Consider the following 22,339-nt stretch of genomic DNA (forward strand, 5'->3'; position numbering starts at 1 on the left):
CGCACGGATCTAACTGAGAGGTGCGGGGAATAATATCCCCCATCGACTCAACCATCAAGATAGCGAAAATGGAAACTGGGGCGATCGCAGCTAAAATACTCAAAATTAATTTTCAGACTAAACCGTTTAGTTTAAAATAGTGATTAGTAAATTTTTGACTTACTTATAACTAATAATTTCTTGAGAAGTTACGATGAAATCACAATCGAACTTTAGTTAAGATATTTCCTTCCCAGGCAAATAAAAACATCAAACAGCAATGCCTCTTCCGTCGAATTTTACCAATTTATAGTAAATCTCACTTAGCAAATCCCATGCCACATCGTCATTATCCTCCCGCTTACTTACGCTATCTCAAAGCCAGGTTATGGAATCTAGGGCGGCCTGGTTTTTGGGGAACGGCGATTTTTTTATCTGTAGTTGGGCTAGCAACCTGGGAATACTGGTCAAACCCAGATATTTTCGTTTATAAGCAAAAAAAACCAGTCGTTTTACAAAAGTCTGCTGATTCTTCCCTGTCAGAAGAAAACAAAGCTATTGCAGCAGATATTGATAACCTACCAGTTTTATTTAATGACTTTGAGCAAGGAACTCTCTCATCAACGGCAAATGCGCCTGAACAACAGACTGAGGCAAAAAAGAGCAAAGACTCATTAGATGATGTAATTAACAAACAAAAGTCTGCTAATAATACCAAATTAAATCCTGGTTTAGTTGTTAACGGCGACACCTCCCCAGCCGCGAAAAATCCCTTTGTCCAACAAACAGACAATTTATTGCGTACTGGAACAGTTGATAGTAATAACCCGTTTCTAGGTCTTAAAACCTTAAATACGGCATCTGAACCAACAGGGGGAGACCAAACATCTTCTAGCTTGGGTGTTGGATTCACTAATCAAACCAATAAGAATCAAAATTCTCTCTCTATCAACCCTCTGCAAGCAGCGCTTAATCAATCGACAAACCAGAAATTGTCTAGCTTCAGTAGTAACACTGCAACTCAGACAAATGCTGTAGGGCAAGTCTCCGCTCCAGGAACAACCTTAATGCCACCCATCAATAGCTCAACCAGTCAGAATTCTCTACCAAACACTCGGTTAACTACTGGGACAGGTAACACATCAACGGGTACGAACTTACCACAAAATCCCTACAGTAATTTAAATAACGGTCAAGTAGTGCCTAATAATGGGTTAACTACGGGTACAAACTTACCACAAAATCCCTACAATCCCTACACTAATTTAAATAACGGTCAAGTAGTGCCTAATGTAGCACCAAGTAGTACTGTACCTTACTCTAGCCAAAGTCCGAGTCAAAGTGTTGTCACACCCACAAACCCTGTAGGGTATGGGAATTATGGCTTGCAGCAGCCGATGCAATCACCACAATCTACCTATGGGAATTATGGCTTGCAGCAACCGACGCAACCACCGCAATCTAATTATGGGAATTATGGCTTGCAACAACCGACACAACCACCACAATCTAATTATGGGAATTATGTGTTGCAACAACCAACACAGTCTAATTCCTTATATCTTCTTCGCCAACTTCGAGACAAGTATAAAAATCCGGGTCAAAACTGATTTTAAGTACGTTGGTTAGAAAAAGTCTAGCTAAGGTGATTGTGGGCTATTTGGAATCATCGGAACTTCTGGTGTTTCGGGTTGTTGCTGTTGTCGTTGCAAATATTTACTCAATACATAAGCCATATCCCCACGGGTTACGGGTTTTAATGGGGAAATATTGCCTTGAGCATCTGTATTCAGAAATCCCTCAGTAGCTACTGTAGCGATCGCTTTTCTAGCCCAAGTTGGGATAGACTTTTCATCTGGATGTGAAGCTAGAATCTCATTCACAGCGGCATCAGGAAACTGAAATACACCATAAGCCTGGGCAAAAATAGCCAAAGCTTCTGCCCTTGTCACCTTTTGGTTAGGGAAGAATTCATTGCCCCGATAGCCTTTCATGATGTCAGTTTTTAAGACTGTCTGTATATCATTAAATGCCCAATAAGAACGAGGAACATCTGGAATAGTTAAATTTTCTTTGGTAACAGCTTCTCTTTTATCTAGGCGAAATGCTTTTACCATAATCGAGGCTAATTCTGCCCGACTCAGTAACCTTTCTGGATAAAATTTGCCATCGGGAAAGTTTGTCATCCATTTGACAGCAGTTACTTGTTGAATGGAATCAGCTGGGATTCCAGAAGTAGATTCTGATACTTGAGCAATTGCTGGCAAGCTTTGTAGTACTGCCATTAAAGAGAGAGTAATTGAAAGCTGACGCATCATAATAACCACTTTTAGCTGCTAACGTGAATTTAAAAAACTACGTTACTGAGGTTAACGCAAAATTTAATCTCATTTAATTAATGACGAATTTTGGCTAGGCGATGTTGCATAGCTACGTAATGCGTTAGCTGGTTTTCATCATCAAGGGAGTAGAAATCAGTAAAAACTTGTTTTTTACCTTTGATGTTTTGACGTTATCCGCCCACTACTATGGACTATAGTCAGTTTTTCAGGAGTTTTGGGAATGACAACAACAGATCCCGTAAAGTTAATGAAGCAAGAAGTTGGCAAAGCCGCCGCCGCCCTAGTCAAATCGGGTTCCATTGTGGGGTTGGGTACGGGGTCAACTACAGCATATACGATTCAGTTTTTAGGCGATCGCCTCAAGTCGGGCGAACTCAAAGATATCATTGGTATACCTACCTCGTTTCAGTCAGAAGTGCTGGCGAAGCAGTATGGTGTCCCTCTCGCCACCTTAGATGCTATTGACCACATCGATATTGCCATTGATGGCGCAGATGAAGTCGATCCGCAGAAGAATTTGATTAAAGGCGGTGGTGCAGCACATACCCGCGAAAAAGTCGTAGACTACCTAGCAGAACAGTTCATCGTCGTGGTAGACAGTGGCAAGTTAGTAGAACGCTTAGGTTCTAGTTTCGCTGTACCCGTGGAAGTGATTCCAATGGCGATTACCCCTGTCACCAATGCCATCAAAAAACTTGGTGGCAAACCAGAACTCCGTATGGGTGTAAAAAAAGCTGGGCCAGTAATCACTGACCAAGGCAACTTTGTCTTAGATGTCAGATTTGACTCTATTGAAGATCCAGCCGGACTAGAAAAGACGTTGAATAACATTCCCGGCGTTCTGGAAAATGGTATCTTCGTTAACTGTGTCGATTTAGTTTTAATTGGTGAAGTCAAAGATGGTCAGCCATTAGTGCGGCAACTGTAAGAATTTTGGATTTTAGATTTTGGATTTTAGATTTCAGAGACTTCTAAAATCCAAAACTAAGCAAGATTCCAGTGAGTTTAAACAGAAATTTCCCAAAATTCGCCAGTTGTATTAATTCATTCTGAATTCTGACTCCTGAATTCTGTTTTGACAGTGAACTACCTACAGTGACGCTTCGCGTACACAGTAGGCTTCCTGCCCAACAGAAAGCGCAGTAGTGGATTTCTTGCGTCCTCCCTTACTGTGACTTACATCTGGGCGACAGGCTTTATCCCCCGTTCCAGAGGTCAAAACTTGTACTGAGCTTGTCCTGAGCGTAGTCGTTGGCGCAGCCTCTTGTAGAGAAGGGCGCAGTTGAAGTATTCGTAGACCCTTATCTCTGAGGTTAATACTTGCGTTCACATCTAAGTTATATAGAATAATTCATTGTAAACAACAACAACAACAAGACTAGCATGGTGTTTACATCGTGTACAGTGTTCTCATGGTAGAAATAAAATGGGAACGATATCCGCTTGTGGCTGAATCTACACAAGCTCGACTTTGGTTACAGATTCAATCAGATTTAGGTTTAGCAGCTAACACAGTAGAAGCGTATGGCAGAGGTCTAGAAGACTACATTTTATTTTGCAAGATTTCAAGACTCGTACCAGAAACAGCAACGAAAGAACACATTGCCGCTTATGTACGCTATTTGACTAAACGTCCTAATTCTCGTGGAGTCAATGTGATTTCTATGGATTCTGGAGTGGGTTTAGCAAACGCTACTATGCAATTACGAATAACAGTTTTGCGATTGTTTTATGACCATTTAATTGAAGAAGGTGTTCGGGAGAATAATCCAGTTGGCAGAGGTCGATACACCCCAGGTAAAGGGTTTGGTGGTCATCGTGACCGTAGCCTAATTCCTAGATACAAAAAGCTTCCTTGGATTCCCACTAATGAACAGTGGCAAGCAATTATTGAAGCAGCAAAAGAAGAACTACTTAGAAATAAATTGATGTTAGCAATGTCTTATGATGCTGCTTTAAGAAGAGAGGAATTATGTGCATTAACAACAAGTGACATAGATCCAGCTTTTAGGTTGATAAGCATTAGGGCAGAAACAACTAAAAACCGACAAGAAAGAATTATTCCTTACTCGGTAGCTACAGGAGGTTTATATAGCAATTATTTAGGATATCGTCGTCAGTTAAGTAAAGAACGAGGTGGATTATTCCTTTCCGAGTCAAAACGAAATCAAGGTCAACCTATCTCTATCTCCACTTGGTCAAAAGTAGTAGAACGAATAGCTAAACAAGCGTGTGTGCATCAATTTACTACCCATACATTTAGGCATTTATGTTTAACAGATTTAGCTCGTGCTGGATGGGATTTGCATGAAATAGCTAAATTTGCGGGACATCGCAGCATGGAAACCACTCAAATCTATATCCATTTAAGTGGACGTGACTTAGCTCAAAAACTTGAAACTACCATGAGTAGTGTTCATGCTTGGCGTATTGCAATGATGACAGAAATACTAAAATGAAAGCTCAAAAGAAAGTAACAGTAAGGCAAACACAAAGTAATAAATGGGAACTTCCTATAAACCCTAGTTATTATGACAAAACTCATGAACTAACTCAATCTGAAAAAGATGAGATTGCTTTTGTTGTAGAGAATAATTCAACATGGTATTCCAAAAGCTATGAAACCTTAAAAATATTATTAGATCCTCTTTATAATGCTTTAGATATAACAGGGGCTAATAAAACTACTCGTTCAAGCGTAATTAAAGTAATTATTCATGAAGCTCATAACCGCAAAATAAATTTCTGGGCTTGGAGCGAAGAAGATTGGAGAGAAATATTTTGCTATAGTGGTACTTGTTTTTTCAAAAAATATAAAGTTCCTAAAGATACGAGGAATCATTTAATAAGCATTGTTTAGCTTTTGGGAATTTTCCATAACCATCGTCCTTCAGGTAGTAGGATTTGTGCATATTCAGTAGCAACTAAAGTTTTTGGGGAAGAATTGGTTAACCAAGCTTGTGACAGAATTTTAGAAGCATACCTAGAACTTGGATATGGTAAAGATAGAGCTAAAGTTAGAATGCTTGGTTGTATTTGTGACCTATTATTAAAAAATCGAAGTCCATATATTGAAGACTTAACAATTGAAATTTTTAAGTCTTTGAGGAATGATGATAATTTACCAGTTTATATTAGAAGGGATTTATTACCAACATCTTGTGCTTTAACAAGTTTAGGAATTATTACTGAACCATTAACATCTAGAGTTAAAGAAGGAGAGCGTTTTGGCAATCATGACGCTACAGAGAATGTTCCACAAATTTGGCTTGAATATTGTCGGCGTTGGTACGATACATCTACTTTATCACCACGAACTCGACAAACTGATTATTATCAATTGCTAAAGATCGGACGCTGGTTATTTAAGAAGCATCCTGATATTATTAGTCCTGAGAAATGGACTCGTGATTTAGCCATAGAATTTATTGCAGATGTAGTCAAAATGAAAGTAGGGGAATGGGCAGATGCAACTAAAATGTACGAAAAAAATCTTGGTAAACCTCTTTCTCCTAGATCAAAAAACGCGCTCATTGGAACTGCAAGAAGATTTTTTATAGATTGTCAAGAATGGGGATGGATTAAAAGACATTTTAGCCCAGAGAGAGCTTTTGCGACTCCTCGTTCAATTAAAGGTTTAATTAGTCCAAATCCCAGGGTAATTTCTGATGATATTTGGGCGAAGCTCTTGTGGGCTGGGCTAAATTTTACTGAAGAAGATTTACCTCACTCCCAGTATCAAGATTTAAGTAATCGTGTTCCTTGGTATCCATTAGAAATGGTAAAAGCCATAGTAATTGTATGGCTATTTGCAGGGTTAAGATCCGATGAAATTTACCGCTTACGAGTAGGTTGTGTACGTTGGCAGAAAAATGATGTAATTATACCAGGGACTAATCAATTAGTTTCTAAAGATGCTGTTTGTTATTTAGATATACCTGTTCATAAAACTGGCACTGCATACACTAAACCTGTAGACAGATTAGTAGGCGAAGCAATTGAAGAGTGGGAGAAATTTCGCCCAAACCAACCTCCAATTATAGACCATAAAGACGGTAGTATTGCCCACTATCTTTTTTTTTACCGTGGAAGAAAAGTTGGGAAAGCTTACATAAACCATTCTGTTATTCCCATGCTTTGTAAAAAAGCAAATGCACCTGAAACAGATGCGAGAGGTAATATTACTAGCCACCGTGCTAGGTCTACAATTGCATCTCAGCTAGCTAATGCTAAAGATCCTATGACATTGCTTGAATTGAAAGAGTGGCTGGGACATAGGGATGTTGGGTCTACAATAAATTACACAAAAGTATCCCCTACTAAATTAGCTAAGTCATATCAAGACGCTGAATATTTTAAGCGTAATCTCCGCACTATTGAGGTATTAATTGACCAAGATGCTGTAAAAAATGGAGCATCGTCCAATGGTGAAGCGTGGAAGTTTTATGACTTAGGACATGGATACTGTAGTTATGATTTTTTTGACCAATGTAAGCATAGAATGGCTTGCGCTAAGTGCAGTTTTTATATACCAAAAGATTCTAGTAAGGCACAAATTTTAGAATCTAAAACCAATCTTCAGAGAATGCTACAAGAAATTCCCTTAACTGAAGAAGAACGTGCTGCTGTTGAAGAAGGTATAGAAGCTATGTCAATGCTAAGTGCCAAATTAACTGATGAACCAACGCCATCTGGTCAAACACCAAGGGAATTGGGTAACGTATAACTTACTGAACCACTATGTTAAAACGAAACACATCAGGATTACAGTCACACGCTAGGCAGAAACGAGATTCTGCTCTGATACGTACAGAGCAAGCAATTCAAAAGTTACATAAGGAAAACAAGAGTATTAACTTTGGTGTTGTGGCGCAAGAAGCGGGAGTATCAAGAACCTGGCTGTACAACCAAATAGAAATTCGAGAGAGAATTGAAGAATTAAGAGATAAACAATTAGTAAAAAAAACTAATATTCAGAAATCCACGCCAGATAATCAAATAGAATCAAGTGTCTCTAAAACAAATATAATCATTGAACTGCAACAACGTATCAATAAATTAGAAACTGAAAATTTGGTACTCAGACAACATTTAGAAGTGGTATATGGAATGTCTAATTCGGAGTTAGTCAGAACTGTCGAAGTGTTACAAATAGAAAAGGCTGAACTGAAAAGGCAACTTCAAGAACTTAGCAATAATAACGACGCTACTGCTGTATCCGAATTAATAAATCGTCAACTACATGAACGAATCTATACTCTAGAATCTGAGAAAGCAGAGATGTTACTTCAACATAAACAAGTAATTCAACAACTAGATAAATTGAATAGTGATTTGAATAACCAGGAGAATCTTAAGCTAACTAATCAAAAACAGACTGAAGATATTAAAAAACTTCAAACAGCGTTGGAGTCTACCAAAAAAGAATTAACAGAAGATCGACAAGGTTTAAACACCACTCATGCTAAACTAACTTCCATTGAGGAGGCTAAGAAAACTTTAAAATCTAATAATGTTCTCGACAGCAAGGTACAAGATAAATGTTCTGAATTAGGGATTAAACTAAATAAAAGCCTCATTGATTTGATTAAGTCTAAGCCTTATGAACAAGTTATTAACGCTTTATCAGTAGTCGAAGAAAGACTAGCTGTAGGTAGTAAAAAAGTTCGTTCCAAGTCTTCCCTATTCAGAACTGCTTTAGAAAATGGCTGGGAACCTAACGAATCTGACGTAGAACGAGAGGCTTACACGATTAAAACTAATTTTTTTGAGTGGTATGATCTAGCACGAAATTATGGGATTGTCCAACAGTTTAAAGAAGAAGAAGAAATGATTATAGTACAAGATAATACTGGTCAATGGATAAAATTTGAAATTATGTCTGCAAAATGGACGTTAGATTATCTCCGTCGGGTAGCACAGCCAAAATAAATATAATGTTTTTATTTTACTCATCTTGTATATCTTCTAAACATATTTCACAGAATCCATGCTCATACCAATCGTCTGAATTTTGGATTGTGAATTTTTCTCCAGGCTTAAGTGTTTGAAGGGAATAGCTTATTGATTCGCAACGCAAACAGCTTTCTTGAAAGAAGGAGTAACTAGTATGGCAAAGAAAACAATGAACTGAATCATCTTGAGTGGTAGGGTCAGGAATAACAACAGTTTCCTCTTCACAGTTTGGACAAATAACAAAGTCTGTACCGTCTAATCCTTTATATCTAGGATGTAATTCTATACCATTTTCAAGCATCCTTTTAATATAAAATAGATAGGCTCTCGATAAAGTTTCGTAAACTCCTTCCTCCACTGCATCTAGTTCTTTTTTAAGACTAATTTCTAATTCTGTTTTAAGAAATGATTCTAAAAAGTACATTGCTTGACCAACATAATTTATTATATCTTCACGATTACCGGAAAAACGGTAGTGTTCAATTTGATTTCTAACTACCTGTAAAGCATCTAAATTATTTTTATTAACTGTTGAAAAAATGATACCTTCTTTTTCCAAACATTCTCTTGCTTTGCTAACTGAGATAGTAAACCGAGATCCATCCTTCCTTTGCTTTTCAAAAATTAGTTCTGGATCTATCTTTGCTAACCTTGCTTTCAAAAATAGCTCAACAGCATGAAAAACATGAAGGATAGCATACTTGAGATAAGTTGGTCTTTCTTCGTCTAGAAAATGTTCAACAGCATGAACTAGGGAATCTATAGCATTACCCTCAAGTGTTAAAACAAAGTTATTTTCTTGGGAATAACTGTTCATAGCAAACCTAAATCTGTAATGCTATTATCCTTTAGTCAGTTTCGATTGAGTGTGATTGAAAACACAAGTATCCTTAAATTGAGCATACGGTAGTAGTATCCGTAGCCACAATAGTAATTTGGATTATATGTTAGCTATGTAAAAGGCTATACTGATAAGATTCTTAGTATATTAACTTAGTTTACAGGCTTCTTATCATAAATCTTTGTTTAACGTTATTAACATATAAACAATGTCAAATAGTGACTATACAAAAATTTATGCTGTTGTTGTTGACAAAAGTTTTAATTCCATATAATCCCTATCATGTTTAGTTTGGCATTTTTCACAAGCCCAGAATCTTACATCCAGTGGTAAACTACCAACTTGATTAAGACATACATGACAGGTCTTTGAACTAGGGAAAAATCTATCAACTTCTAGATAAATTTTCCCTGACATTTCTGCCTTGTACTTCAACATGGTGCAAAACATTCCCCATCCAACTTGATGGATGGCTTTAGAAAGTTTTCTATTTTGCATCATGCCTTTAACGTTGAGATTTTCAAGCACTATGACTTGATTTTCGTTAACTATCCTACGAGATAGCTTGTGCAGAAAATCTTCTCGGCAGTTAGTAATTTTTCTGTGAACTCTAGCAACTTTATTTCTAGACTTAATGCGGTTATTAGAGCCTTTTTGTTTTCTAGATAGTTGTTGCTGTTTAAGCTTTAAATTTTTCTCGTGTTTGTTGAGAATTCTGGGATTGTCAAATTTAGATCCATCACTAGTAACAGCAAAGTGAGTCAACCCCAAATCGATACCTATCGCTTTACCATCTGCTTTTGGCTCTGGTTTATCCTTGCCATCATCAAACAGAATAGCTGCAAAGTATTGATTAGAGCAGTTTTTAGATACAGTCACAGTTTTGATTTTACCCTCAATCGGTCTATGAATAATTGCTGAAACATCTCCTATTTTTGGAAGTGTTATAAACTTCTAGCCTACTTTTCTATAAAACCTCAAAAATAGCCTTAGAGGGTGTTTGAAAAGTCTAAATTATTACTAGCCTTGGCGACTAGAAGTCACGGCTACACAGACAAAACCCACCTACGTGGGTTAAAGAGTTTGATTTTGTGTTAGTCCGCGCAGGTGGTCACTGAGCCGGTCGTTGTGCGGACTTTGCTTGTGTAGCCGCGATTTCCAATCGCCCAAAACTTTTCAAACATCCTCTTAGCCCGTCTTCTGCTTTAAGCTTGCCGCACTCCCGCGTTATCATCTGAGAAAGATAAAACTGTTGTGATCGTGGGGAGGTCTTTCTCACTTCAGGAATTCCAATAACTAAATCATCCCGTAAAATAGACAGGCAAGAACCCTGCCCGATAAAAATATGGGAAAATTTTTGGGAAATCCCTCAAGACTCAGGACTCGCTACTTATCTGCTCACTCAGGACTCAGGACTCTTTATGTTAGCAGGCACAATTTTGCAGGATGGAAAATATACCCTAATTCAAGAAATAGGGCGGGGTGGCTTTGGCATTACCTTTAAAGCTACGCATCACTACTTGGGTCAGGAGGTGGTGATGAAAACCATCAATGAACGGCTGCGACAACATCCTGATTTTGCCAAATTCGAGCGCCAATTCCAAGATGAAGCCAGACGATTAGCTACGTGTATTCACCCAAATATAGTCCGAGTTAGTGACTTTTTTGTAGAAGCTGGACTGCCTTACATGGTGATGGAATACATTCCTGGCGAAACCTTGGGAGACGCATTTGTATTGCCAGGGATAACTCTGCCAGAAGCCACAGCAATTCATTACATCCGCCAAATTGGTGCAGCATTGCAGGTAGTACACAACAACGGCTTGTTACACCGCGATGTCAAACCGGATAATATTATTCTTCGTCAAGGAACACAGGAAGTAATACTAATTGATTTTGGCATTGCCAGGGAATTTAATGGCGGTGTCAGACAGACTCACACAGGTTTGGTTTCTGAGGGTTATTCTCCCATTGAGCAGTATATGACGCAAGCGGCGCGTACACCCGCCACTGATGTTTATGGTTTAGCAGCGACTTTGTATGCACTGTTGACAGCCCAAGTTCCCATGCCAGCATTATTGCGCGATCGCGAACAAATGCCTTCCCCCCGCGAACTGCAACCACATTTGAGTGCTGCTGTCAACCAAGCGGTAATGCGCGGTATGGCGGTAGAGTCTCGTTTTCGGCCAGCGACAGTTGCTGACTGGCTGCAATTGCTACCTGGAAATGGGGTGAATGGAACACCGCAAGTTTTACCCACTTACGCAGTGCCAACTGTCAATTTATCTGCGCAGCAAGCAGCAACTATAATTGGGAAAACTGCCCAAAATTCTATTTATAGACCATCTGTGCTGGCGCAACCCAACCCAGGCATCGCTAAGGAAAGTGTACTGGCTAAAAAGCTGGGATCATCTCAGGTACTTATTGGTATAGGTGTAGCCTTAGTTGCTGCTACAGCAGGTTTTGGGATCACAAGCATATTACCCAAATCTCAGCAGCAGCCGACTGCCAAGCCACTGGTTGAAAAGCCAACTCAAGAATCAGGCGCGAAAGCACCTAATTTTGATAGTACATCTTCACCCAGAGGTGAAGAGACTAACACTACCTCAAGAACCGAAACAGCACCTGGCTCTAATTCCAAGCAGCGTCGCCGCAATCGTCGTTCTTCTCAAGAAGAATCTACCAGCAGCCCTACAAGAGAATCACAAAGCGGTGATTCCGAACAATCCACACCTTCACCTAGCGTTTCCCCCACGCCTTCCTTAGTGGAGAAACTACGGGCAATCCGCTCATCTCGAAAAGCTTCCCCCGCACCATTGCCATTCCCACAAAATAACTTACCCGCTTCTAGTCAAAATCCTGCCTCCCCTCAACCCGTAAGTCCATCAAAACCTCTACTTATACCACCAGCAGCATCAACAGAATCCAAACAATCAGATCCTTCTGCTGTGGTAGTACCAACACTGGAAAAGCAAAATTCACCGACTAATAGTCAACCCCAGAATGTTCAGAAGTTCGAGGAAAAGCCACAAGATGACAATAACTAGTACCGCAAGGTGGAATTCAAAAGCTGTGATTGCCCAAGCCGGATAATGACTCCTATACTAATACCCAAATATAAACTAATGCTGATAAAACTAAATGAAAATACTCGCCCCAAGCTGCGATCTACCATCGTTCACTCCTCACACGATTGGCATTAGTTTATCCCAAAAATCTGTGTTGGCGGTGTATATTTTAGTGTTTTTTGATAAATATCGGACTACGTAAATATTGAGCGATAATCCTATCTCACTTGCAAATAAACACACAAGTTGCTCAATACCCTTTCTAAAGTTAGGCAAATTTCAGCCACATTGTAGTAAATTTTTAGTAATCTTTTGAACGGAGAGGGGGGGATTCGAACCCCCGTTGGGTTTCCCCAAAACGCATTTCGAGTGCGTCACCATGAACCGCTCGGACACCTCTCCAACTATTTATTCAGACATTTGAGTATCTATTGTACATTCAAATGCTGTAAAGTTAGGGAAATTTTGCTCCATTCCCTATACTACTATAGCATTATCGCTTTTTTTGCGTAATGCAATCTTCCAAGAACACCAATGGCAAATTAAGGTCTGTAGACATCGAAAAAGACATCACAAGATTCATGTTACTTACATTAGCATGGCTTAAAAATAACAGTACTCATATTATTCTGTGAAATATTTTTTCATCAGCATCCTCTTATCTCAACTACTCCAATAAAAGCGATCGCACTCCCGTTAATCCTTGCCTTCTATCGCTTAAACTACTGCTGTATCTACTTTCTACACTTTAACTCTTTTGTTAAGAAAGATGAAACTAATGCATATATCTTGAAACTAAAAATCCCACCAATCAAAAGGTGGGATGAGTTAAGTATTGAATTGGGTACAGGGACAGGCAGAGTAAAAATCTTAAATCTTTACTGTACTTAAATATTTAGCACTTTGTTTTTTCAGTAGCCGTACAGACAACAAAAATCCTACTAATTAGAATGATTGAAGTGCTTCTGTTTCACTGTCATAAGTCTCAAAAACTGTTATGAGTTGGGTTATCATCAGAATATCATTAACTTTCGGGGGAAGATTTGTTAATTTAAGTTTCCCACCCTGGTAATTTATTGTGGTATAACTTGATACTAACTCACCTATTCCAGAAGAGTCTATTGTAGTCACTCCACTTAAATTGAGCAAAATCTTTTTAGCACCATCTGCAAGTGCGCCTCTGATAGATTCGCGAAGGGTTACATCACCTTCGCCAATTGTCACTTTGCCTTTTACATCTAAAATAGTCACGTCTTTCACAGTTCTTGTTTCTATTGACATAGTTATGCTTCGTTAATAGTGTTGTTTTGCAAGAACTTATCACGGCTGAAAAATCGTTACAAGGACAGTTAAGACAGATAAGACACTTAAGGAAAAAAGATAAATAAGTTTAGAAAAGTTAGATTCTCGCAATCTATTTTCGTTTGGCGTTGTCGATGCTTTCACCTGTTGGGCGAATGTCGAATTTACTTTACTTGGTAGGCATAGAGACTTCCCAAATTCCTTGATTTCCACCATATTCGATAACATAAATCTTATTGGCAATAATCTCAGCATCAATGGGATTACTAAAACCTGTTACCAGGCGCGTAGCATTAAGTTTATAGTTGGTATTTCCTACTTTAGTTAATTTTAAATGCAGTAGGTCTTGGCTGGCATCTTTAAAAGGGCCTGTTAGTGTTTCGCCAGTGGGATCGCCTGCTGTCCAACTCAGCATAAATCCATCTCTGTTGAATTCTGGAATCATTACTCCTTGTGTATCAAAAACTAATCCTAAAGGAGAACGGTGTGTTGTAAAAGTGCTAAAAGTTTGTCCAAGAACACTACCATCTTTGATTTTTCCATCTACAGGGTCGCGGTAATTATCTGCATCCGGCCCAAGATTAGGAATTGGTTCAATCAAATTTCTAGTAGGCCGAATAGGAAAGGTTGGATCGTTACGATAGTAGCCTCTTTGGATCGCGTTAAATTGAGGGCTTAACAATCGGTCAGTGGCAGGATTATAATTGGGAAATTGTTGTGGATTGTCTGTCCCACCAATACGCCAAGGAAAGCCGTAATTACCACCTAAACGTAGCCAATTTAATTCTTCTGACATGTCGCGATCGGGGCCATTTTCTGTACCAAATAAATCCCCATTGGGTGCAAATGCCATATCAAAAGTATTGCGTGTTCCTTCTGCAAAAATATAGCCTGCTGTCTTTAAAGTTGCTCGATTGTTTGCCAGAAAGAGATTGTTACCATTGCTAGGAAGACGGAGTATACAGGCGGTTAATCCGACTTCGCGAGTATTGGGATATAGGCCATCAACAGATTGAACCTCACCATGATCGGTACGAGAACCGCTATTCACATAGATAAAATTACCATCCAGGCTAACAACTACGCCGTTAAAGCGATGGTCATAAGCTGTTTTGCTTTTGGGATAGGCTGCACTCTTAGCTAAGATAGACCAGATACGCTGTCCTGTACTCGAATTAACTACACCTTTAACAATAATTGCTTTAGTTTGGTTATTCACAAGGTCTGCATTACCAACTAAATAAATTGTGCCGTTAGGGCCAATGGCTATACCTTGAGTTTCACTTATATTATGATTACTAGAGTCGTACACAAGTGTTTTAGTAGAGGAGCCTAAATTGACTCGATAAATCTCACCATTTCGTTTGAGGTAATAGAGAGTATTGTTTCGTGGATCTTTTACAATCCGCACAGAAGGAGAGACTGATAACGTATTAGTAATATTGCGAACCTTAATATCAGGACGCAGGGCTTGAGGTACAACAGTTACTCCGATAGTGCTATGATTTAATAAAACTATCGTAAATAATAGTGTTATTGTAAATAACAACGTTTTAACAGCAAGCTTGCCGAAAAATCTGCCTTTGATTTGGTTAAATAATTTAGTGTTATTCATGATTTTCTTGAGAGAGTAGTCAATTAATTTTGTTGCTAAATCCTCTTGATGAGGGAAAAAATTTTAGAGATTACGGGGTGAAATAAATAATGGGTATTATTCTTATGCCAAACTGACTTCTAGGGTATAAGGAGCAGAGTTGCTGTCACTAGTGCCAGAAAAAGTTCCGCCATCTTGAGGAAAGAAAGCATATTTACTCACTGAAATGGAGTATCTACCTGCACCTAGTGAAGCAGTGATTAACGATCCAAAGTCGGGGCCACTGTCGTCGTCACTTTGCAGTAAAGTCCCAGCATTGTTAAACAGTCCAATAACTGTATCATCGGTTGTCATCGCACTGATGGTGACAGTTTTTGGATTTGCTAGAGAAAATGTAAAAAAGTCGAAATCGGGATTGTCCCCTGGTTGAACTGTTACTAACTCACCGGAAAGATTAACGTTTGAGCCAGATGATAAAGAACCCAATGCTTCAGCCCTAGCTAGGGTATTGTTTGTAGCTTGTCGAGCATTTTCCCGCTCGTAGAAGAAGAAGTCGTCACTATCAAGTCTGAGGTTTACTATGCCCTGGACAATACCTATAATTTCATCTGGCTCTGCTCCAGGTTTGTCTAAGAATATTTGTGTGTTGGCTCCAACAATTTGTAGGCGGTAGTCTTTTGGGGAGCCTTTGAGTTCTATTCTGTCTTCGCTACGGTTGAAGTCAGTAATCGTAGCCAAGTCTCCCAAACCAGCATTCGCAGTGTTTTTATCGTCGTAGTAGATATTTCTAGCGTCTCCAAGAGCAAATCTATCTAGCCCAACGCCGCCAGTTAAGGTATCAGTCTCTCCTAATCCCAGTGAAAGTAGACTACCGGGCCAAACACCAATGAGGATATCGTTTCCAGACCCACCATTGAGTATGTCATTGCCAGGCCCGCCCTGTAGGCGATCATTGTCATCCTCACCGTTGAGGATATCATTGCCTACATTACCGTCTAGTGTGTCATTGCCTGCTTTTCCATTTAGAGTGTTATTAAAAGTATTACCAAAGAGAAAGTTGTTCAGACTGTTACCTGTCCCGTTAATGGCGCTAGCTTCCCTCAATGTCAGGTTCTCCAGATTAGCGCCTAGTGTGTAGGTGACAGAAGACCGGACGGTATCTTTGCTTGAATTTACAGCTTCCGTAATGATATCAATAGCGCTGTCAATAATGTAAGTGTCGTCGCCTACTCCCCCATTTAAGCTGTCAGTACCCAACCCACCATCAAGTGTGTCATTACCAAGACCACCGATTAAACTGTCGTTTGCTGTTCCACCAAATAGATTATCGTTACCAGCCGCACCATTCAGGCTGTCGTTACCAGAAAGACTATTGGCGTTACCATCCTTAGCCCAACCATATATCGTGTCATCTCCCGAAGTCCCATTGATTATGTCAGGAGATGTAGTACCGTAAATAACTGCCATATTTATGATTTTTCCTGAATTCTAACTAATGCCTAAGTTTGGCCTCAGTCAAAGAACTTTTTATAAGTTCAATATTGATTAATTAAAACTGTAAGTTTAAATACAGATATCTTTACTAACCTAATTAATACCAATACACTGAGAAAATATTAGTTATTGATTTGGTTAATTGATTATATAGATGGTAAGTAATTGGGTCAAAATTAATCTAACTAATCTATTTTAATTATTTATTTTTTCCATTATTTTTGATTTTAACCCCTTCTATAATTATTTATTATCATAAGTTAAAGGTTACGTCAAATTATTTACCAAATCTTAAAAATGCAAATTATATGATTTTTAGTACTGTTAGAAAAATTCGTAAACTTTAATTAAGTATTTTTGAAAAAATACTGTTTTTTTAGTAGAAGTTACAAGCTTTTTTAGCTGAATGCGATATTCTCGTTAAGTTAGGTTTCAATATCAATTTTTCTTTGGGAAAAAAATACTTTTTATATTAGAGAAATATATCTGAAAATACATAAGTTAAATTGATAGATTATCCAAAAAATTTTGAGCTTAATAACAGTTAAGCTTTACATAAATTTTATATACTTATTGTGGGAAGAGATGCCCAAAAAATGAATCTAAACGTCAATTCCTTGTTGTTGTAAACTAATGGTGTCTTGAAGCGTTAGGCATAATTGTTTCTTGAAGATTTACGCCACTGAGGTTAGCTCCCCGAATATCGGCTCCTCTAAGGTTAGTTCCTCTGAGATTTGCTCCTGCCAAATTCGCGTCTCTAAGGTTAGTCCAACTCAAGTCAGCTTGACTCAAATCAGCTTCACTTAGATTAGCCCGTAATAGGTATGCACCACTGAGGTGAGCCTTGGTCAGATTAGCTTTGTACAGGTCAGCTTTGTAAAGATAAGCCCCTAAAACTTCTGCTTCGTATAAACTCGCCTCGCTGAGATCAGCCGCAATCAAGTTAGCTTCAACGAGGTTGGCAAAAGAGAGGTTAGCCCGCATCAACTTCGCTGCACCTAAATCGGCATCTCTCAAGTTAGCGCCTTTTAAGTCAGTACCAATTAGATTAGCAGATGCGATCGCAGCTCCTCTAAGATCCACCTCACTCAAGTCAGCTCCAATCAGATTAGTATAACTTAAATCTGCGCATCTAAGTATAGCACCACTCAAGTTAGCAACACTGAAGTTAGCTGCGCTCAGGTTAGCTTCATTCAGAAAGGCTTTGTAGAGGTTGGCACTACTGAGGTCAGAACCGCTGAGATTTGCTCGCACGAGTAAAGCATTACCCAAATCTACCCTCCTCAAGTTTACCCCCTGGAGGTTGGCACCTCTGAGATTATCGCCTTGCAGATTCGCGGCGCTGAGGTCTGGTTCAATGTGGGGATTTTTCTTTCTCCACTCAATCCATTTCACTGCACCTGCTTTGAGTAAAGTTAGATGCTCTCGATTTGCCATTTTTTCTCCTTTACTCCTGACGCCCACCCAGAGAATTTACCCGACCAGCGACACTTTCAATGGCCGTTAATGCTCCCGCTGCTCCTGCTAGAATATCCTGTTCTTGTCCACCTAAGTAAAGCCGTCCAAAACTACCTACAGCTTGAACTTCAAGAATATTAATCCTCGCTGCTTTCTCCGCTTCATTGGCAGCCAGTGCAGCGTAAGCAGCAGGCTCCACTTCTAATACATACAGCGTTTGACCTGCTAATAGTAGCTGTCCTCGGCGTGTGCGATTAATCAGTTGTGTTTGATAAGCATCGATGTTGCGGATAATCTGACTAGAAATAACACGCGGTTTCAGACATTCCTCTTTTTTGACTCCCAGTGCCGCCAAAATAGCTTGACCAGCAGCTCGCGTTTCGCCTTGGGAGCTAGAATGAACTTCCAATAGTCCGTATAGTCGTTCAACTACCTGCACTCCCGGACGGACAGAGGCAGATTTCAGGGCTATATCCGTAATCTTATTAATTTCGATACCAGGAGAGATTTCAATCCACAGTGATGTATCTCCTGGTAATGGTAAGAAGCCTTGGGCTACTGTTCCCATATATGCTGCATGTTGAGGTTGCAGGTTGTCGAGAAATACGAAACTGCGTAATTCTATGCCCAAGATTTTGCTCTCCAGTCGTGAGGGTAAAAGTTATCTATATACTGCAAGATATAAGCGCCTAACTTGACAATATAGGGTATAAAGGAGCGGAAAATCCGTCTAACGGATCTACACCCGTGTGTCAAATGGGAATTATAGAAGCCAATGCTTATTTAGAAGACCATCGTCGCCTTGGGATAATATCTACTTTGATCGGACGACATACTTTTTGTTTAACACAGCTGCTTTGTAAACATCTTGACCCTTTTACATTACCCCAGTTTTACCCCAAATATTTATTTCCCCAACATCTCCCAGGTGGAATCGCAAGGATTAGATCCCAATGAATATGGCTCTTTCTAGCTCAAGTTGTTTTTCCCAAAGTATTTTCATCCCGATCCCCAAATCAGGTAAATAAGCAGATATAAAGCACTTAAACACCTTGCCGTGGTTTGGGATTTCGGCGCGATCGCTAGGGATTGAGATTCACTCAGCAGTGACGACAACACGCTTTCCTCTGTTAAAAAAACTTCCGGTTCCTAGCGTCACTATCGGTGATTTGGAGGACTTTGAGCAATTGGCGGTTGAGTCTGATTTGCTAATTACTAACTCTCATGAAGTAGCGATCGCTCAAAGCTTCAAAATTCCTCTCTACCGTCAAGGAATTCCCATTTTTGATCGCTTAGATTATGGTCAGTTCTGCAAAGTTGGCTATCGAGGTACTATGCAACTTTTATTTGATATCGGCAATCTATTTTTAGAGCAGGAAACAAAGGTTAAGCATTAATATTAGTTATCATACCGATGTTTCCTTCAGTAATACAGACATTTTAAATAATGATGAAAAGGTTTGTAAAGTGGTGTGTTGAGTTTCCTTCTTGGTGGAATCTTCGCCAAAGTAGAAAGTCTCTTGTGTTTGTCGTTATGCTGACCTTAAGCATGGTGGCTACGATGATGTTGTCGTTCCCATTGAACGCTCAAACTAATCTGCCGTCAACGCAAAAATCTGAGTTAAGGGGGGTGTGGTTAACAAATATTGATAGTGATGTGTTATTTGAGCGCGATCGCCTCAAGGGATCTTTGCAGCGCCTTGATGAACTCAATTTTAACACGATATATCCCGCGGTTTGGAATTGGGGATATACATTGTATCCTAGCAAAGTTGCACTAAAAGTTATCGGGCGATCGCTCGATCCCACACCCGGACTCAAAGGGCGAGATATCCTCAAAGAAATTGTCGATGTAGGACATCAAAAAGGGTTAACAGTGATTCCCTGGTTTGAATTTGGCTTCATGGCACCAGCAGATTCTCTATTAGCTAAAAATCGTCCCCAATGGCTCACTAGTCGCAGCGATGGGACTCGGATTGTCAAAGAAGGGACACATAATCGCGTTTGGCTAAATCCTTTTCGCCCAGAAGTACAACAATTTATTCAAGATTTAATCGTTGAAATTGTTAGAAACTACAATATCGATGGGATTCAATTTGATGACCATTTTGGCTTACCATCAGAATTAGGTTACGATGCTTATACAGTAGCACTTTACAAAAAAGAACACCGAGGAAAAGCTCCTTCCAAAGACTCTAAAGATCCAGAATGGGTGCGTTGGAGAGCTAACAAAATTACCGAGTTTATGAAACGGGTATTTACAGCTATTAAAGCTACTAAAAAAAATTGCTTGGTTTCTGTTGCTCCTAATCCTCAACGTTTTTCTTATGACTTCTTTTTAGCAGACTGGCAGAAGTGGGAACGGCTGGGAATTATTGAAGACTTAGTTTTGCAGATATATCGGGATGACTTGAATGTTTTTGTGAGCGAATTAGAGTATCCAGAAGTGAAAGCGGCCAAAAGCCATATTCCAGTGAGTGTGGGCATTTTGGCTGGGTTGAAAAACCGATCCATATCGATGCAGCAGATTCAGACACAAGTCCAAAAAGCACGCGATCGCAATTTTGCTGGAGTCTCTTTCTTTTTCTATGAAACCCTCTGGAATATGAGCAAAGAAAAGCCTCAAGAGCGTCAAACTGGCTTCCAGAAAATTTTTCCTACACCAACGGCTTACCCGAATTTGCTAGCAGGCTGGAAACCGTAGAAATGTTGGGAGTGGTGAGTGGGGAGATAGGCAGAATTCTTCAAACTCCTAACTCCTAACTCCTAACTCAGCACTCTCTATCCTATTCCCAAACGCCCAGCCAAACCGGGAGTTAGGGGTAGAAGCGTTGTAATCATCAAGAATAGAGCCAAAAGCCCCAAAGCGGCTCTAGCGTCATCGGGTTCAGTGATTTCATTCAAGCTGGGGCGTTCTTGATCTCGTTGCAAAAAGAAAATCACGATCGCCCAGTACATGGCAATCATATTACCGAGAGACACTAACGCCAATAAAATTAAAGTTGCGATCGTTGCTCGTCCTGCGGTTTTGCGTCCATAAATCGCCTGAACAATCCGCCCACCATCTAGTTGTCCTGCGGGCATTAAGTTCAAAGCGGTAATTACTAACCCCAGCCAACCAATCACCACTAGGGGATGAACACTTACCAAGGGTGACTGCAACGCCGAACCAAGAACAACTCGCGCCAAACTTCCCACTAAAATCGACCCTTGGAAAAACTGATTGGGCAATTGAAATAAACTACCTGGGTGAGAAAGCAGCAAGCCTGTCACCAACATTAACAAAGAGACAATACCACCTGCGGCTGGCCCTGCCAAGGCGATATCAAATAATACCTTGCGGTTGGGCAACAGAGACTCAAAGCGGGTAATTGCACCAAAAGAACCAATTTGCACTGCGGGTAGAAAAAAGGGCCAGCTAAGGCGAATTTGGTGACGCTGTGCAAGTAACCAATGACCAATTTCGTGAGCTACTAAAATCGAAAATATTCCAGCGCCTATAGGCAAAGCTTCTTGAAACCGTCCTGGATTGCCAAAAAAATCAAAATTCAGCAGTAATCCCGCAGCTTCTAAATTAGTAGCAATGGTTGCTATCAACAGAATACCTGCAAAAGCTTTTTGCGATAACAACATCGGCCGAGGATCGTTGCGGCTGGGTAGGACAATCACCACAGGCCTACCATCTGTATTTTCCACCAAAAATAGGCGATATCGATCGCCAAGGCGTTGCCGTAAACTTGCAGTTAGACGGTTGTGAGTCTCTTCTGCTTCTCCCCGCAAATTGCCTTTGAAAATGGCTCCATCTTGGTAGGCGATGGTTTCTGTGGCAAAAAACGTATCGATACCGAAAATACCTTTAATTGCATTCAAGTCATCTTCCGGTATTGGCGGAATCTCCGCTTTGAGTTCTGCTGCTGTTGGTTGTGGGGAATTTGCTTCAATTAAGGAAGCAGCAGCAAGCCTTTCTGTTGCGCGTTGCTTGAGGATGTCATCTTGCCCAGCTGCGCGTAATTGTTTGCCCAAGTAGATGTACAATCCAGCGGAAGTCACTATTAAGAACAATATACCCGCTATATTGACGTAAATCCCTGCGGCAAACAATCCAAAAAACAGGAGCCAGGGAGTCATCAACACCACCGACTGTAACCAGGCTAAGATTCCCAGCTTACCAAAAGGTCTGGCGCGATAAAAGCCCCAGCCTAAAATGCCTAAAGCTACCAGTAGGATTGCCGCCAGGATAGAAGTTTCTGATAAAGTAAACATCTCCAAACCTTTGCTATTGAGACTAAGCCAGAACAAGTCCGGT

The 22,339-nt window shown here is 39.9% G+C and carries 17 protein-coding genes, 1 tRNA gene and 1 pseudogene; 9 read left to right on the forward strand and 10 right to left on the reverse strand.

Translation table 11 applies throughout. The features are described 5' to 3' along the window. Nucleotides 1-314: 314 nt before the first annotated feature. A complete protein-coding gene (locus HWQ43_RS18765) occupies nucleotides 315-1,589 on the forward strand; it encodes a hypothetical protein (RefSeq protein WP_292736833.1) in 1,275 nt (424 codons plus the stop codon). A gap of 30 nt (nucleotides 1,590-1,619) precedes the next feature. Here the strand turns inward: HWQ43_RS18765 and HWQ43_RS18770 are convergent, their stop codons facing one another. Further along, nucleotides 1,620-2,294: an S-layer homology domain-containing protein gene (locus tag HWQ43_RS18770; protein ID WP_292736898.1), complete on the reverse strand. Its 675-nt coding sequence runs from the start codon at nucleotides 2,292-2,294 to the stop codon at nucleotides 1,620-1,622. A 247-nt stretch (nucleotides 2,295-2,541) separates the two neighbouring features. On the opposite strand from HWQ43_RS18770, the gene rpiA reads away from it, so the two are divergent. The 5 genes from rpiA (at nucleotide 2,542) to HWQ43_RS18795 (ending at nucleotide 8,252) form a co-directional block, all read left to right on the forward strand. Then, complete coding sequence (rpiA, locus tag HWQ43_RS18775; protein ID WP_292736835.1) at nucleotides 2,542-3,249, forward strand: ribose-5-phosphate isomerase RpiA; 708 nt, start codon at nucleotides 2,542-2,544, stop codon at nucleotides 3,247-3,249. A 484-nt stretch (nucleotides 3,250-3,733) separates the two neighbouring features. Then, a complete protein-coding gene (locus tag HWQ43_RS18780; RefSeq protein WP_292736837.1) occupies nucleotides 3,734-4,780 on the forward strand; it encodes a tyrosine-type recombinase/integrase in 1,047 nt (348 codons plus the stop codon). After that, nucleotides 4,777-5,181, forward strand: a complete 405-nt coding sequence (locus HWQ43_RS18785; protein WP_292736839.1) for a hypothetical protein — start codon at nucleotides 4,777-4,779, stop codon at nucleotides 5,179-5,181. The genes HWQ43_RS18780 and HWQ43_RS18785 overlap by 4 nt, the downstream gene beginning before the upstream one ends. 3 nt (nucleotides 5,182-5,184) lie before the next feature. Beyond that, a complete protein-coding gene (locus HWQ43_RS18790) occupies nucleotides 5,185-7,047 on the forward strand; it encodes a site-specific integrase (protein ID WP_292736841.1) in 1,863 nt (620 codons plus the stop codon). A gap of 14 nt (nucleotides 7,048-7,061) precedes the next feature. Then, complete coding sequence (locus HWQ43_RS18795) at nucleotides 7,062-8,252, forward strand: DUF6262 family protein (RefSeq protein ID WP_292736843.1); 1,191 nt, start codon at nucleotides 7,062-7,064, stop codon at nucleotides 8,250-8,252. 16 nt (nucleotides 8,253-8,268) lie between these two features. Here HWQ43_RS18795 and HWQ43_RS18800 read toward each other — a convergent pair whose 3' ends face one another. Further along, nucleotides 8,269-9,093, reverse strand: a complete 825-nt coding sequence (locus HWQ43_RS18800) for a DUF3644 domain-containing protein (protein ID WP_292736845.1) — start codon at nucleotides 9,091-9,093, stop codon at nucleotides 8,269-8,271. Nucleotides 9,094-9,351: 258 nt separating this feature from the next. Continuing rightward, nucleotides 9,352-10,065, reverse strand: coding sequence for a transposase (locus HWQ43_RS18805; RefSeq protein WP_292736900.1), 714 nt, complete (start codon nucleotides 10,063-10,065; stop codon nucleotides 9,352-9,354). A 473-nt stretch (nucleotides 10,066-10,538) separates the two neighbouring features. On the opposite strand from HWQ43_RS18805, the gene HWQ43_RS18810 reads away from it, so the two are divergent. After that, a complete protein-coding gene (locus HWQ43_RS18810; protein ID WP_292736847.1) occupies nucleotides 10,539-12,164 on the forward strand; it encodes a serine/threonine-protein kinase in 1,626 nt (541 codons plus the stop codon). Between the two features lie 338 nt (nucleotides 12,165-12,502). On the opposite strand, the gene HWQ43_RS18815 is transcribed toward HWQ43_RS18810, so the two are convergent. The 6 genes from HWQ43_RS18815 to HWQ43_RS18840 form a co-directional block, all read right to left on the reverse strand. Continuing rightward, nucleotides 12,503-12,587 (reverse strand) — tRNA-Ser (locus HWQ43_RS18815). Nucleotides 12,588-13,130: 543 nt separating this feature from the next. Beyond that, nucleotides 13,131-13,466, reverse strand: coding sequence for an STAS domain-containing protein (locus HWQ43_RS18820; protein ID WP_292736849.1), 336 nt, complete (start codon nucleotides 13,464-13,466; stop codon nucleotides 13,131-13,133). Nucleotides 13,467-13,656: 190 nt separating this feature from the next. Further along, nucleotides 13,657-15,102, reverse strand: coding sequence for a PQQ-dependent sugar dehydrogenase (locus tag HWQ43_RS18825; RefSeq protein ID WP_292736851.1), 1,446 nt, complete (start codon nucleotides 15,100-15,102; stop codon nucleotides 13,657-13,659). Nucleotides 15,103-15,204: 102 nt separating this feature from the next. Then, the gene (locus tag HWQ43_RS18830) at nucleotides 15,205-16,548 is read right to left on the reverse strand and encodes a DVUA0089 family protein (RefSeq protein ID WP_292736853.1); all 1,344 of its coding nucleotides are present in this window, start codon (nucleotides 16,546-16,548) and stop codon (nucleotides 15,205-15,207) included. Nucleotides 16,549-17,205: 657 nt separating this feature from the next. Further along, nucleotides 17,206-18,012, reverse strand: a complete 807-nt coding sequence (locus HWQ43_RS18835) for a pentapeptide repeat-containing protein (protein ID WP_292736855.1) — start codon at nucleotides 18,010-18,012, stop codon at nucleotides 17,206-17,208. Nucleotides 18,013-18,022: 10 nt separating this feature from the next. Continuing rightward, nucleotides 18,023-18,664: a hypothetical protein gene (locus HWQ43_RS18840; RefSeq protein ID WP_292736857.1), complete on the reverse strand. Its 642-nt coding sequence runs from the start codon at nucleotides 18,662-18,664 to the stop codon at nucleotides 18,023-18,025. 445 nt (nucleotides 18,665-19,109) lie between these two features. Between HWQ43_RS18840 and HWQ43_RS18845 the strand changes: the two are divergent. Together HWQ43_RS18845 and HWQ43_RS18850 are read left to right on the forward strand one after the other, a co-directional pair. Continuing rightward, nucleotides 19,110-19,430, forward strand: a pseudogene (locus HWQ43_RS18845) (nitrogenase component 1); the annotation flags it as partial. A 53-nt stretch (nucleotides 19,431-19,483) separates the two neighbouring features. Further along, entirely contained in the window at nucleotides 19,484-20,737 is a 1,254-nt protein-coding gene (locus tag HWQ43_RS18850) for a glycoside hydrolase family 10 protein (RefSeq protein WP_292736902.1), read from the forward strand. Between the two features lie 77 nt (nucleotides 20,738-20,814). Here HWQ43_RS18850 and HWQ43_RS18855 read toward each other — a convergent pair whose 3' ends face one another. Then, nucleotides 20,815-22,296, reverse strand: a complete 1,482-nt coding sequence (locus HWQ43_RS18855; RefSeq protein ID WP_292736858.1) for a site-2 protease family protein — start codon at nucleotides 22,294-22,296, stop codon at nucleotides 20,815-20,817. Nucleotides 22,297-22,339 lie beyond the last annotated feature (43 nt).

This window comes from Nostoc sp. JL31, from assembly GCF_017114965.1.
GTDB classification, from domain to species: Bacteria; Cyanobacteriota; Cyanobacteriia; order Cyanobacteriales; family Nostocaceae; genus Nostoc; species Nostoc punctiforme_A.

What these genes read in the sequence shown, in the direction of transcription:
- rpiA (WP_292736835.1), top strand. Translation starts at nt 2,542, where the DNA reads ATGACAACAACAGATCCCGTAAAGTTAATGAAGCAAGAAGTTGGCAAA.
- HWQ43_RS18855 (WP_292736858.1), bottom strand. Translation starts at nt 22,296, where the DNA reads ATGTTTACTTTATCAGAAACTTCTATCCTGGCGGCAATCCTACTGGTA.
- HWQ43_RS18765 (WP_292736833.1), top strand. Translation starts at nt 315, where the DNA reads ATGCCACATCGTCATTATCCTCCCGCTTACTTACGCTATCTCAAAGCC.
- HWQ43_RS18770 (WP_292736898.1), bottom strand. Translation starts at nt 2,294, where the DNA reads ATGCGTCAGCTTTCAATTACTCTCTCTTTAATGGCAGTACTACAAAGC.
- HWQ43_RS18800 (WP_292736845.1), bottom strand. Translation starts at nt 9,093, where the DNA reads ATGAACAGTTATTCCCAAGAAAATAACTTTGTTTTAACACTTGAGGGT.
- HWQ43_RS18795 (WP_292736843.1), top strand. Translation starts at nt 7,062, where the DNA reads ATGTTAAAACGAAACACATCAGGATTACAGTCACACGCTAGGCAGAAA.
- HWQ43_RS18825 (WP_292736851.1), bottom strand. Translation starts at nt 15,102, where the DNA reads ATGAATAACACTAAATTATTTAACCAAATCAAAGGCAGATTTTTCGGC.
- HWQ43_RS18810 (WP_292736847.1), top strand. Translation starts at nt 10,539, where the DNA reads ATGTTAGCAGGCACAATTTTGCAGGATGGAAAATATACCCTAATTCAA.
- HWQ43_RS18850 (WP_292736902.1), top strand. Translation starts at nt 19,484, where the DNA reads ATGAAAAGGTTTGTAAAGTGGTGTGTTGAGTTTCCTTCTTGGTGGAAT.
- HWQ43_RS18820 (WP_292736849.1), bottom strand. Translation starts at nt 13,466, where the DNA reads ATGTCAATAGAAACAAGAACTGTGAAAGACGTGACTATTTTAGATGTA.
- HWQ43_RS18830 (WP_292736853.1), bottom strand. Translation starts at nt 16,548, where the DNA reads ATGGCAGTTATTTACGGTACTACATCTCCTGACATAATCAATGGGACT.
- HWQ43_RS18785 (WP_292736839.1), top strand. Translation starts at nt 4,777, where the DNA reads ATGAAAGCTCAAAAGAAAGTAACAGTAAGGCAAACACAAAGTAATAAA.
- HWQ43_RS18835 (WP_292736855.1), bottom strand. Translation starts at nt 18,012, where the DNA reads ATGGCAAATCGAGAGCATCTAACTTTACTCAAAGCAGGTGCAGTGAAA.
- HWQ43_RS18780 (WP_292736837.1), top strand. Translation starts at nt 3,734, where the DNA reads ATGGTAGAAATAAAATGGGAACGATATCCGCTTGTGGCTGAATCTACA.